Annotated in this window: 11 protein-coding genes; 5 read left to right on the top strand and 6 right to left on the bottom strand. The window is 71.0% G+C overall.

Going from position 1 to position 12,093, the window contains the following annotated elements; all coding sequences use genetic code 11:
- Positions 1-47 precede the first annotated feature (47 nt).
- The 3 genes from AC3EUJ_RS16630 (at position 48) to AC3EUJ_RS16640 (ending at position 2,062) form a co-directional block, all read left to right on the top strand.
- Positions 48-617 (top strand): CGNR zinc finger domain-containing protein, encoded by a 570-nt coding sequence (locus AC3EUJ_RS16630; RefSeq protein WP_431962002.1) that lies wholly within the window; start codon positions 48-50, stop codon positions 615-617.
- A 92-nt stretch (positions 618-709) separates the two neighbouring features.
- Complete coding sequence (locus AC3EUJ_RS16635; protein WP_431962003.1) at positions 710-1,507, top strand: alpha/beta fold hydrolase; 798 nt, start codon at positions 710-712, stop codon at positions 1,505-1,507.
- A gap of 327 nt (positions 1,508-1,834) precedes the next feature.
- Positions 1,835-2,062 (top strand): SDR family NAD(P)-dependent oxidoreductase, encoded by a 228-nt coding sequence (locus AC3EUJ_RS16640; RefSeq protein ID WP_431962004.1) that lies wholly within the window; start codon positions 1,835-1,837, stop codon positions 2,060-2,062.
- 162 nt (positions 2,063-2,224) lie between these two features.
- Here AC3EUJ_RS16640 and AC3EUJ_RS16645 read toward each other — a convergent pair whose 3' ends face one another.
- Entirely contained in the window at positions 2,225-2,569 is a 345-nt protein-coding gene (locus AC3EUJ_RS16645) for a hypothetical protein (RefSeq protein WP_431962005.1), read from the bottom strand.
- Positions 2,566-5,106, bottom strand: coding sequence for a tetratricopeptide repeat protein (locus tag AC3EUJ_RS16650; protein WP_431962006.1), 2,541 nt, complete (start codon positions 5,104-5,106; stop codon positions 2,566-2,568). The genes AC3EUJ_RS16645 and AC3EUJ_RS16650 overlap by 4 nt, the downstream gene beginning before the upstream one ends.
- Before the next feature lie 83 nt (positions 5,107-5,189).
- Between AC3EUJ_RS16650 and AC3EUJ_RS16655 the strand changes: the two genes are divergently transcribed.
- The gene (locus tag AC3EUJ_RS16655; protein ID WP_431962007.1) at positions 5,190-5,462 is read left to right on the top strand and encodes a hypothetical protein; all 273 of its coding nucleotides are present in this window, start codon (positions 5,190-5,192) and stop codon (positions 5,460-5,462) included.
- A 234-nt stretch (positions 5,463-5,696) separates the two neighbouring features.
- Here the strand turns inward: AC3EUJ_RS16655 and AC3EUJ_RS16660 are convergent, their stop codons facing one another.
- Complete coding sequence (locus AC3EUJ_RS16660; protein WP_431962008.1) at positions 5,697-6,077, bottom strand: hypothetical protein; 381 nt, start codon at positions 6,075-6,077, stop codon at positions 5,697-5,699.
- A 1,119-nt stretch (positions 6,078-7,196) separates the two neighbouring features.
- Positions 7,197-9,083 (bottom strand): ABC transporter ATP-binding protein, encoded by a 1,887-nt coding sequence (locus tag AC3EUJ_RS16665; RefSeq protein WP_431962009.1) that lies wholly within the window; start codon positions 9,081-9,083, stop codon positions 7,197-7,199.
- A gap of 162 nt (positions 9,084-9,245) precedes the next feature.
- Between AC3EUJ_RS16665 and AC3EUJ_RS16670 the strand changes: the two genes are divergently transcribed.
- On the top strand, positions 9,246-10,139 hold the full coding sequence (locus AC3EUJ_RS16670) for a class I SAM-dependent methyltransferase (RefSeq protein WP_431962010.1): 894 nt from the start codon (positions 9,246-9,248) through the stop codon (positions 10,137-10,139).
- Here AC3EUJ_RS16670 and AC3EUJ_RS16675 read toward each other — a convergent pair.
- A complete protein-coding gene (locus AC3EUJ_RS16675) occupies positions 10,134-10,994 on the bottom strand; it encodes an alpha/beta fold hydrolase (protein WP_431962011.1) in 861 nt (286 codons plus the stop codon). The genes AC3EUJ_RS16670 and AC3EUJ_RS16675 overlap by 6 nt on opposite strands.
- Positions 10,995-11,060: 66 nt before the next feature.
- The gene (locus AC3EUJ_RS16680) at positions 11,061-11,825 is read right to left on the bottom strand and encodes an alpha/beta hydrolase family protein (protein ID WP_431962012.1); all 765 of its coding nucleotides are present in this window, start codon (positions 11,823-11,825) and stop codon (positions 11,061-11,063) included.
- Between the last annotated feature and the right edge of the window lie 268 nt (positions 11,826-12,093).

The following is a 12,093-nucleotide window of genomic DNA, read 5'->3' on the forward strand; positions in this document are numbered from 1 at the left end:
TGTGGATCAACGGTTATCCTGGCCACACGACGCGAAAGGGCATCTTGATGAACCGTGACCCCGCCCGCGCCATCGGCGCGGACCCCCGCCCCCTCATCGGTGAGCCACTGCCGCTGGACCTGCTCAACAGCCGCTGGATCGACGAGAGTGGTGCGCACGACCTGCTGGAATACCCCGATGGAGTGGGGATCTGGCTCTCCTCCGCGGGTCTCGCCGACACCGCACCGCACACCCAGGAGACCCTCGACGCGCTCCTGACCACCCGCACGGCACTTGCCGCACTCCTCGACGAGAAGGCCGATCGCCGGCAGGCCGTCAATGGGCTGAACGAGACCCTCCGGCACGGCAGGCTCCAGCGCCGGCTGGGCCCCGAAGGTCCCGAGACCGTCGTCGACACCGACTCCCCCAGCTGGCTCCCGGCCTGGAAGGCGGCCGATGCCTACCTGCGACTACTGGAGGAGAACCCCGGCCGCATCCGCAAGTGCGCCAACCCCGAGTGCGTGCTGCATTTCTACGACATCTCCAAGAGCGGCGGCCGCCGCTGGTGCTCCATGGCCGTCTGCGGCAACCGCACCAAGGCCCGCCGCCACTACACGCGACACAAGAAGAACGCCTGAGCTCCGCGCCTCATGGCCGGGCATGGGTGCAGTGCGGCCCGCGAGGCACTCGACCGCCGGCGATGCGATGAGCGGCAAGGGAGGACACCGCGATGATGTTCGACTGGGGAAAGCAAAGGCTGCACTGCACCGATGAGGGGACAGGTCCGCCCATCCTTTTCCTGCACGGTCTGGGAGGGAACGCCAGTAATTGGCTTCACCAGCGCCGTCACTTCTCGAGAACCCACCGCGTGATCGCGCTGGACCTGCCCGGACACGGTCGCTCCACGGGCGTCGACGTGTCTTTCCGGGAATACCGGGACGCGATTGAGGCCACGCTCGACCACTGCGAGATCGATCAGGTGTCGATCATAGGCCTGTCCAAAGGCGCTCGCGCCGGCCTGTCATTCACTGCGCATCGGCCCGAACGGGTCCACAAGCTGGTGATCGTCAACGCCTTTCTCCATCTCACGCCAGAGGACCGGAGAAGCCGACTCGAGCTGTACGAACTGCTTCTCCGGCCTGGCGGGCTTCATGTTTGGGGAGATCGGCTGCTGCGGCAGATGGGGGTACGTGAGCATACTGCGATCTGGCGCGGGTTCACCGCGTCTCTCTCTTCGATCACTCCGACTCACCTTCACTCGGTGTTCCGCGAGCTCGTCGATATCGACCAGAGGCCGGAGCTGCAGAACCTCCGGAAACCCATCCTCCTGATCAGAGGAGAAAAGGATGCGTTCATTCCTCCGTATTGCGTGGAGGAGATGAGCGCGATCTGCTCGACGAGCGAGGTTCTGCACTTGTCGGACAGCGGTCATCTTCCTTACCTGGATGATCCGGTCAGGTTCAACAAGGCGATCGAGAGTTTCCTGCTCGGGGAGGCGCGAACGCCGTCGGCGATTTCGGCGGGGTGACGGAAGCCAGGGCCGGCATTCTCGCAGCCGAGGCCGGTCGGGCGGCAGCGTCACCCGAACCGCCCGAGCCGCCCTCGCCTGGGCGGCGGCCTTGTCTTCGGCGTGTCCGTCCATTGCGGCCCATTACAGTCGGCTCCGGTGTGGGTCAGCCCTTCAGGATGCCGTGCAGGAGCAGGTCGATGAGCCGAGTCGCCAGGTCGCGACGCCCCTCGCTGGAGGCCATGAGGCTGATTCCACCCAGGGCCATGAGTACGTCCTGGGCGTCGACCTCGGAGCGGGCGGGGGAGTGCCGACAGCCCCACCACGTTCGAGGCCACCAGCACCGACGTGTCCTGGAAGGACATCCCGCAGGGAGCCGCCACGTCCGTGTTGCTCGCCGCCTCCCCGCTGGTCGAAGGGGTCACCGGCCGGTACTTCGAGGACTGCAACGAGGCCGCCCCGCACCAGCCCGGTATCCGCCGCGGCGTAGCCGCCCACGCGGTGAACCCCGAGCGGGCGGCCCTCCTCTGGCAGGTCTCCACCGACATGCTCGCGGCTGCCGCGGCCACCGTCTGATCACCCCCGCGACCCCCTGGCCGCGGTGAAGGCGGGCCGCCCCGGAAGGGCGGCGCATGAGGAAATTCAAGGGAACCGCAGCCAGCGACACGATGTCCTCAGCCAACGACCCATCGTCTGTTGGCCGTGCGGCCGACCCCCGCACGCCGGCTCCGGACCAGATCAGCACCGCGATGAGCCGACGGGTTCGATACCCCGGATCACGGCGGCAGAGCGCGCCCCGCTGACCGACATGTAGGTGATCGCGGCCAACGGAGTTCTGTCGGGCGTGTCCCGAGCGCCCCCGCGATGCGGTCGCATCTTCGACGGTGGGATCAACGGCTCTGCGAGCTCCCGCACCTTCGACTTACCGCCCGACCGGCGAGTCCGGCGACCGGGAGCGAGCCGAATAGCGGTAATCAGGTCGTCCTCGATGGCGAAGGTATCTCCGCAGAGCAGCACGTAGTGTGCGGAGCCGCATGCCGGCATCTGCTCGGTGAGCATCGTGACGGGGGCGTCGCGTGTCATGCGTCGGCTTCGTCCGGGCGTGCTGTCTGGTGGGTCTGGGGCTGGTCGAGGCGTGCGCCGCAGTCGGGGCAGAACGGCCGGGATATGTCGGCGACGGCCGAGCCGCACCCCGGACAGGTGGTCGGGACGGACGCGATGGGCTTCACCACCACCGGTACGAGATGACCAGGCACCGGAATGTACCCGGCGGCGGTCTCGGCGGCCCTGCCGTGCCGCGCGTCCCGTACCAGCTGATGATGCACGACCGCCTGCCGGGCCCCGGCAAACGGTCCACCGACGAGCCGCTGACGGACCCGGACGAGCTCAGCGAGCCCGTCACGCCGACGCGCGCCGGCGCCGCGCATCCGCTGCTCCGCGCCCACGAGGAAGAGCATCAGGTCGAGCCGGACCTGCTCGGCCATCGCCGCGGCAGTACGCGAGACCAGGGCTGCCCGCAGCTGGATGCCTTGCGCGTGCCGGAAGTGGTCGTACTGCATCGGCAACATGGGGTGCCCCGTCGCCAACGCCGGCAGGAGCATCAGCGTGGACGACTCCGACATGAGGTGACCGCACTCTGCGGCGCTGAGGTGATCGCCCGTCCCGAGAGCGAGCAACCAGTCCTCCAGGGCCGGCGTGCCGGCCCGCTCTCGCCAGCGCGCCCGGGCGCTGTGGACGTCGCGCTCCCCTGCAGCCAGCGCCTGCCACCACAGCGCGGATTGTTCCGCCGTCTGGCCCCGGTGCCCGAGGTGGTCGGCCAACCCGATCCGGGCGCCCGGTTCGCCAGCCTCCACCGCCGCGCGCCAGGCGCGCTCGGCCCCGTCGGTGTCGCCGCACAGTTCCAGGTGGTCGGCCAGGCCGCTGCGGGCCCGCGGGTCGCCATCGGCGAGGGCGCGCAGCCAGACCTGTTCGGCCTCGGGCACCCGGCCGTGGGCGTGCAGCAGGTCGGTGAGCGCGCGCCGCCCGTCCAGGTCGCCGGCGGCGATCGCCTCCCGCCAGGTCTCGGCGGCCTCGTCGATCCGGCCACACCATTCGAGTAGGTAGGCCACGGGAGCATGGTGCTCCGCAGTGCCGTCGGCGGCCGCCGCGCGCAACAACTCCTCGGCCTCGCCGAGCCGATCCTGGGCGATGAGCAGGGCGGCCAGTCCGGTGGGCGCATCCGCGCTGCCAGCATCCGCTGCGGCACGATAGAGCGCCTCGGCGGCTGCCGACTCGGCCCGCTCGGCAGCTGCAGCGGCCCGGTACAGCTCGTCGGGGTCGGTGCCCAGACGGGCGATCTCCTGCCAGACGAGTGCGGGAACGTGAGAGTGCGCCCGGGTGCGGAGGCCGTGCTGGAGCAGGTAGTCCGACACCACATGGCCGACCGTCCGGCGGTTGTCCGCGTCGGCCACCCGCGTAATCGGTGCGATCACGCCGCCACCCCGGCGGACCGTCGTCACCTCGGCCAGGGCTGGGGCGAACCAAGCATCGTCCTCCTCCGGGGCTGGCAGGTAGGCGCGGGCGAGCGCGGCGAGCAACTCGGCGGTGAGCGGGGCACGCAGGCCGATCCGGTGGGCGTCGATCGCGGCGGTGATCACCGCCTTCGGGGCCGGCGCCGCCTCCTGCCAGCGCCACACCGTGACGGGGCCGCCAGCGAGCACCTCGGTGACGCCGTGCCGCGGGTCCGCCGTTGCCTTCGCCATCCGTCCGTCGGTGCGGGCGAGCGCCTCAGCGGCCGCGCGTTCAGCGGTGTCGAAGGTCTCCAGGAACAGCCGACGCACGCCCGGAAAGCTGAGCACCGCATGGGCGTTGGGGTGGGTGGGCGCCTGATCCGGCCCCTGGGCGACCAGCCTGCTGAAGGTCTCCGGCCACAGGGTGCCGACCAGCACGACCGGGACGAGCGACTCCAGCAGCCGGCGCACCACGGGCAGGGTGAGCGTGCGGTCGGGTTCGACCAGATAGTGCTCCAGCTCGTCCAGCCAGATCACCAGCCGGGGCAGCCGGAAGCCGGCGTCGGCCACCTGGGCAACCAGGGCCGTGTCGTCTGGGTGGAGCAGCGCGAACCGGGGCAGCGCCTCCCGCACGGCCTCGTACGCGAGGCGGGTCTTGCCCACCGAGGAGTCGCCGACGATCAGCAGAAACCCGCCCTTGACCGCCGCCTCCACGCGCAGCCAGTGCACCAGTTCGGGGAAGCAGCCGCGCTCCACCCACGTCGGCAGGTGCGGGTCCGGTTGCGGGTCGTCCGGCAGGCGTACGGTGTTCTCCGGCACATCCGGTAGCGGGACTGCTTGGTGCACGCCCAGCCTGAGCGGATCGGTCTCGGTCACTCTGGGCAGCGCGCCCCGTCGGCCCATGTGCGCCCGCAGGGCCGCCACCGCAGCCCGGTCTGCCTGGCCGCCCACCTGACGCCGCTCCAGCCAAGGGCGTAGCGCTGCATCCTGGAACACCGTCAGCACCGCCGCCGCCGGCGCGGCCCACCACACCGAGGCGCCCAGGCCCTGGAGCAGCACGCCACCACTGGTCAGCGCCGCCAGGAAGAACACCGGAGCCAACACCCAGCGCGCTCTCGGTCGGTATGCCATGGGCGGTATTCAACTGGCAGCCCACCGTCCGCGTCCGGCAAACACGTTGACCGTTCTGGTGTTCCGTATTAAGACGGCGGTAAGTGTGGGGCAGCGTCCTCGTCGCCCTGGGCGCCATCGTCACCGGCCTGTGGCGCCGCACCGCGGCCGTCGTCCGGTTCTTCCGGCGGGTGACTCAGTTCATCGACGACTACTTCGGCGAGCAGGCCCGTCCCGGGGTGCCGGCGCGGCCGGGCCTGATGGAGCGTATGCGCGACATGGAGGAGCGGCTCGAGGCCGTCTTTCACGAGGTGTTCCCCACGACGGCGGCTCGTTGCGGGACGCCGTCGACCAGGCGAACGCCCGCTCGCGCCTGATGTGCCCGGACTGCGACCACGCCCAGGAGGTGGCCAGGAATGAGCAGCAAGCAACCTTGACCCTCGTGACCCTCGGCATCGTCAGCGGTGGCACGGTCGTTGGCGGCGCCGGCATCCGCGCCGTGGTGGAGATTGTCCGCGTCCGTGCCGGGCAGGACCGCAGGTCATACCCCAGCCCCGCGAGCGCGCGGGACGCCAGGGCCGTACGCCCGCCCCGCGACTCCGGGGTGGGCGTCAGTCGTCGACAACGAAGGTGAAGGACCACAACTCGAACACAGCCCCGGTTTTGCGGTTTTCGGCATAAGCCCTCGCGTAAACCTCCTCGTCTCCTACTTCGGTGCCGATTGCGCCGCTGGTTACGAGGATCTTCTGCGTGATGCTGTGCGGCTGTGCTCGCGCCGTGAGGAATGCCGGCTTTGACGAGCCATTCGCGATGATGTCGTCGTAGACGTTGTCATCCTCCCATATTTCTACCCAAGTCCGGTATGTGTTCTGCGCCGCAACATCCGACGCGGTGTAACTAATGCGCCAATTGACCGCCACCTCCCACCATTCGCCGGTTGATTTCCGTACGGTGAGCCCCACGGAGGTGAGCTTTGCTGCGGGGAGCGTCACGTTGAGTGCACCCCCCGAGGATGCTGTGCCCTCAGTGATATCCGGAGGCGTAGCTGCTGATGCCGCTGGGATGCTCCCCGTCAGCATCACAACGACCGCCCCGGATGTGAGCGTCTTTCGGCAGTACATGGTGATCTACCTCAGCAAACCCAGAGCGTTGTAGAGATGCCCCCGTGATTCCGATTCTCACTTGGCCTCACGGCGGCGCTCGACGGCTCGGTGGCTTGGATGCGAGCCAATTCATCGTGCCAAGAAGTTGACGTGTGAAATGGATTGTTGACAGCCGCAACGAGGGGTGCGCCCGCGATATCGCGGTCCAATTCCAGGATATCCCGGGCCTTGGAAAACGCTAAGTGCTAGCGGCTCTGACCAACCCCGACCGGCCCCCCGGTGGCCTCTGGGAGCGCGCGACGCTCAACAGATGCCGACGGTGTCGCGCACTCCCCGAAGACGAACGGTCAGCGGCTTGTCCGCCTGAGTACGGGTCAACTCAGTCCGCTGACTCCATAGTCGCTGGTACTCCACGGTCCGCCGGTCGCCAACGGGCTCATTCATCAGGCGCCGAATCAACTCGTTCACGTCGAACCGCGCGCAGGTGTGGCGAAGGGCCAAGGCGGAAGAGGAGGGGCATACCGCCACCGTAGGGGGGTGGCACTGACACCACCCTCAATCCTTCCGGCGCCGTCAACCGCCCCAACTGTCCGGCCAGGCCCCCGCCTACATCGCGCCGTCCGAGCTCGCGTGGGTCGTCATGGACCGGGCGATGGCCGCAACCCAGGACGCCGGCCAGCTCGCCGCCATAGCGGCAGCCGCGGGGAACCTGGGCGACATCCTGCGCGAGACCACCTTGCCGAAGAGGCTTTGCGTGTCGTCAACGAGGCGGCCGACCTGATCCGCCCCCATCTGGAGACGGCCCCGGAGGACGGCGCGTGCCGCCCCTGGTCACGCCTGTCGGCAAAGGCCCAGGGGGCGGTTTCCGGCCAAGAGCGGGAGTAGAGCCCGGGCATCGAGGACGTCAGGGATGCCAAGGTCAAAAGCGGTGTGGCCGCGGCCACACCGGAGCGGGCCGGAACGGGGCGGAAAGGGTTCGTTCGTCCCGAAGCGGCCCGCTGCCGCAGGTCAGCGCGCCGTGCCCGGCACGAGGCCCTCCGTGCTGAACTGCGTGCGGTACAGCTCCGCGTACCGGCCGTCCGCCGCCAGGAGTTCGGTGTGGGTGCCGCGTTCCACGATGTTGCCGTCCTCGACGACGAGGATGAGGTCGGCGGCGCGCACCGTGGAGAGGCGGTGGGCGATGACGACGGCGGTACGGTCGGTGAGGGCCTCGGCGAGGGCTTCCTGGACGGCGGCCTCGGAGGTGCTGTCGAGGTGGGCCGTGGCCTCGTCGAGGACGACGACGCGCTGGCCGGCCAGCAGCAGCCGGGCGATGGTCATGCGCTGCCGCTCGCCGCCGGACAGGCGGTAGCCGCGCTCGCCGACCACCGTGTCGAGGCCGTCGGGCAGTTCGTCGACGAGCCGGTCCAGACGGGCGCGGCGCAGGACGTCGCGCAGTTCGTCGTCGGTGGCGTCGGGCGCGGCGAGCAGGAGGTTGGCGCGGATCGTGTCGTGGAAGAGGTGGCCGTCCTGGGTGACCATGCCGACCGTGGCGCGGAGGGAGGCGGCCGTCAGGTCGCGGACGTCTGTGTCGCCGACGCGGACCGCGCCCCCGTCGACGTCGTACAGACGCGGCAGCAGCTGTGCGATGGTCGACTTCCCGGCGCCGGACGAGCCCACGAGGGCGACGGTGTGGCCGGGTTCGGCGCGGAAGGAGATCCCGTGGAGGACCTCGCCGCCGGTGCGGGTGTCCAGTGTCGCCACCTCCTCCAGTGAGGCGAGCGACACCTTGTCGGCGGCAGGGTAGCCGAAGCGGACGTCGTCGAACTCGACGGCGACCGGCCCGTCCGGCACGGGGCGGGCGTCCGGCCCGTCGGCGATCAGGGGACGGAGGTCGAGGACCTCGAAGACCCGCTCGAAGCTGACCAGGGCGCTCATGACGTCGACGCGGGCACCCGCGAGCGCGGTCAGCGGCGCGTAGAGCCGGGTGAGGAGGAGAGCGAGGGTGACGACGGCACCGGCGTCGAGCGTGCCGGTGAGCGCGAAGTGGCCGCCCAGACCGTAGACGAGCGCAAGCGCGAGGGCGGAGACGAGGGTGAGTGCCGTGATGAACGTCGACTGCGCCATGGCCGTCCGCACGCCGATGTCCCGGACCCGGCGGGCGCGTTCGGCGAAACGGGCCGACTCGTCGGCGGGCCGGCCGAAGAGCTTGACGAGGGTGGCGCCTGGCGCCGAGAAGCGCTCGGTCATCTGGTTGCCCATCGCGGCGTTGTGGGCCGCGGCCTCCCGCTGGAGGCGGGCCATGCGGGTGCCCATGCGGCGCGCCGGGACGACGAATACCGGGAGCAGGACGAGGGCCAGCAGGGTGATCTGCCAGGACAGGGTGAGCATGACGCCGAGGGTCAGCAGGAGGGTGACGAGGTTGCCGACGACCCCGGAGAGGGTGTTGCTGAAGGCGCGCTGGGCGCCGATCACGTCGTTGTTGAGACGGCTGACCAGGGCTCCGGTGCGGGTCCGCGTGAAGAAGGCGACGGGCATGCGCTGGACGTGGTCGAAGACGGCGGTGCGCAGGTCGAGGATGAGGCCCTCGCCGAGGTTCGCGGACAGCCAGCGGTTCAGCAGCCCGAGGCCCGCCTCGGCGAGGGCGATCACGGCGATGAGCACGGCCAGCGTGGTGACCCGCCCGGGGTCCCCGCCGGAGACGATGGCGTCGACCACCCGGCCGGCGAGGACCGGGGTCGCCACCGCGAGCAGCGCGGTCACCGTGCTCAGCAGGACGAACTCGGTGATGCGCCGGCGGTGGGGCCGGGCGAAGGCGCCGACGCGCCTCAGGGTGTCGCGGGCCAGGGGTCGTCGGTCCTGCGTGGCGTTCATGACGCTGTGCAACTGGGTCCAGGCCGTGGTCTCCATGCTCATGCAGTGACCGTAGAACCTCGACCGTCCTTGAGGTCAAGCCGCCCCCCGCGCGGAGCGGGCGCGGGCGGCGCGATGTCCGGCGCGGCGGCGTTCCCACGATACGGGCCGGAGATCGATATCCTCGCGTTCAGTTCGGCGGACCAGCCCTTCAGGGAGCAGTTCATGCCACATTCGGGAGAAACCGCGGACGGAATTCCCCGGCCGCAGCGTTTCGCGGACGTCAAAGGCTGGTTCTGGCCCGTGGACCAATTGCTCTTCGACTGGTTCCTGCGGCGGCAGAACGACCGGGAACACCCGGGTGACCTGCTGGAACTCGGCGCCTACATGGGGAAGAGCGCCATTTTCATGGGGAGCTACCTCCGTGCGGGGCAGCGGTTCACGGTGTGCGACCTGTGGGATTCCCCGGCCGTGGACGACCCCAACAGCGCCGAGATGCATTCGGCGTACTCGACACTGACCCGGCGTGCCTTCGAGGCCAACTACCTGTCGTTCCACGACCGGCTCCCCACCATGGTGCAGGGCCCGACCTCGCTGATCACCTCGCACGTCGGCGCCCGCAGCTGCCGCTTCGTGCACGTCGACGCGTCGCATCTGTACGAGCACGTCCGCGGCGACATCGCGGCGGCGCGCGAGCTGCTGCTCCCGGAGGGCATCGCGGCCTTCGACGACTTCCGCAGCGAGCACTGCCCGGGCGTCGCCGCCGCCGTGTGGGCGGCGGTGGCGACGGCCGGACTCAGGCCCGTCGTGGTCACGAGCACCAAGCTCTACGGCACCTGGGGCGACCCGGACCAGGCCCGCGAGGAGTTGCTGCCGTGGCTGAGGGCACGCGAGGACCTGTGGCACGCCGTGGACCAGGTGGCGGGTGTGCCCCTGATCCGCATCAGGGGCACGAAGGCGAAGGCCCCGGCCGCGCCGGTCTCCCGCCACGAGCCGCCCAATGGATACCCGTCCCTGGTCGGGGACCGGGCCTCCACGGCCCGCCGCCTGGCCAAGGACCTCGTCCCGCCGATCCTGGTCCGCGCCCTGCGGGCGTCCCGCCGCCGCCGCACGTCATGAGGCCCTGAGCTCGCCCTCACCTCCCAGGAACCCCGCGACGGCGGACACGAAGCGGCCGGCGTCGTCGAGCCAGGGGAAGTGCCCGGCCCCGGGCTGGACGACGAACCCGGCGTCCGGGAAGAGCGCCGCGAACTCGGCGACGGTGGCCGGAGGAGCCCCCAGGTCGACTGCCCCGGCCAGCAGCAGGACCGGCGCCGCCAGCCCGGCGAGGGCGGCACGGGTGCCGTCCGGGTCGAAGGCGCCCTCGCTGCCGAAGGCGGCGACCACCTCGTCCCTCGTCTGCTGCCGCTCGGCGGCCTGGTGGGCGCGCGCCGCCTCGTCCCAGCGGCCGTAGGAGAACGCGGCGACGGCCTGCCACCGCTCGGGTGTGGCCTCGCCCGCGACGATCGCCTCCAGGGCGGCGAACGCCTCCGGGAACCACGGCTCGTCCCGGCGCAGCAGGGCCGTCTCGCGCCTGAGGTCGCCCGTGACGGGGAGGCCGACGGCGCGGACGCTCGGCGTGACGAGGACGAGCCTGCCGACCCGGTCCGGATGGCGGCCCGCGTACTGGGCGGCGACGTTCGCCCCGGCGCTGTGCGCGAGTACGTCCATCCGGTCCAGGCCGAGGTGCTCGCGCAGGGCCTCGACGTCGTCGACGAGCCGGTCGCAGCGGCAGGAGGCGATGTCCCGCGGCAGCCCGGACAGGCCGGTGCCCCGCAGGTCCGGCCTGATCAGCCGCCGGTGCGCGGACAGGCCGCCGAGGTCGCCGAGGTACACGGAGTCCTGCGGCCCACCGGGCAGGCAGACCAGCGGGCGGCCCGAGCCGAGGACGTGGTAGGCGAGCTCGGTGCCGTCGTACGAGGGGAAAACGGGCATGGCGGAGATCCTTTCGGCGGTGTGCGGGCAAGAGAGCCGAGCGGGGTGGCGGGGCGTCCCGGAGGGTCAGGGGTGCGCCTGTCGCGCGCCGGGGACCCGGCAGAGACGACCGGCGAAGAAGCGCCGTTCGCTCTCCACCTCGGACGTGGGCAGCTCGATGTGCCGGCCCGGGTTGGCGTGGAGCGTCTTGTCGCGGGAGGCGAAGGCGTCGAAGAGGGCGAGGGCCGACGAACGCGGCACGAGCTCGTCGTCCCACTGCAGGAGGAAACGGACCGGCACGGTGATCCGGGCCGCCGCGTCCGTCAGGGACTCGTGGCCGAGCAGCCCGAACACGGCGGCGGTGACGCGGGGTTCGACGGCAACGAGCGGTACGCCGACCGCGCTGCCCAGCGACACGCCCCAGAACCCGACGGGGACGTCCCGGCCGACGCCGCCGTGGGCCCGCAGGGCGTCCAGGGTGGCGCGCCACTCCGGGACGGCCCGGGCGGCCAGCGCCGCGTTGTGGCGCGCGATGAGCGGGGCGACGGGCCCGCCGGAGGCGACCGCCTCCCTGATGCGTACCGCGGCGGCCTCGTCGCCGGGGGTCCGCGGGCGGTCGCCGTGCCCGGGTGCGTCGATGGCGGCGACCGCGAAGCCGCCGGTCGTCACATAGTGGTGGGCGCGGGCCAGGAGGCCCGGGGCCTTCTTGTGCCCGCCGCCGCCGTGGGCCAGCAGGATCAGCGGGCGGTCGCCGTCCGCGCCGGCGGGGGACCAGAGCACGCCGGTGATGTCGCCGAGGACGAAGAGGTGTTCCGAGACGCCGTTCGCGGTCGTCTCCGAGATGAAGCGCATGGGTCGGTGCCTTCCGGGATGCCTGCGGGCACTCCCGGGGACACCTGCGTCAGAGGATCCGCGCAGTCGTGCGGGAGGGGAGCACCCGGCCTGATACAGCGTTGATGGGTCTCACCTCCTCGGTCGTCACTGCACGGCGACGCTATCAGGCCCTTGATCGGGGGGCAGCCGGATTTCCGGGTTTCCGGGGCAGCCGGTCTCCCGGCACCTTCCCCCGGCCGGACGCCGCCCCCCGGCGTCACCGGGGGGGGCGACGCGAACGGCCCTA

The sequence above is a fragment of the Actinacidiphila sp. bgisy160 genome, from assembly GCF_057707815.1.

Excerpts from the sequence above, each read along its gene's own strand:
- AC3EUJ_RS16630 (WP_431962002.1), top strand. The coding sequence starts at position 48 with ATGAACCGTGACCCCGCCCGCGCCATCGGCGCGGACCCCCGCCCCCTC.
- AC3EUJ_RS16635 (WP_431962003.1), top strand. The coding sequence starts at position 710 with ATGATGTTCGACTGGGGAAAGCAAAGGCTGCACTGCACCGATGAGGGG.
- AC3EUJ_RS16645 (WP_431962005.1), bottom strand. The coding sequence starts at position 2,569 with ATGACACGCGACGCCCCCGTCACGATGCTCACCGAGCAGATGCCGGCA.
- AC3EUJ_RS16650 (WP_431962006.1), bottom strand. The coding sequence starts at position 5,106 with ATGGCATACCGACCGAGAGCGCGCTGGGTGTTGGCTCCGGTGTTCTTC.
- AC3EUJ_RS16665 (WP_431962009.1), bottom strand. The coding sequence starts at position 9,083 with ATGAGCATGGAGACCACGGCCTGGACCCAGTTGCACAGCGTCATGAAC.
- AC3EUJ_RS16670 (WP_431962010.1), top strand. The coding sequence starts at position 9,246 with ATGCCACATTCGGGAGAAACCGCGGACGGAATTCCCCGGCCGCAGCGT.
- AC3EUJ_RS16675 (WP_431962011.1), bottom strand. The coding sequence starts at position 10,994 with ATGCCCGTTTTCCCCTCGTACGACGGCACCGAGCTCGCCTACCACGTC.
- AC3EUJ_RS16680 (WP_431962012.1), bottom strand. The coding sequence starts at position 11,825 with ATGCGCTTCATCTCGGAGACGACCGCGAACGGCGTCTCGGAACACCTC.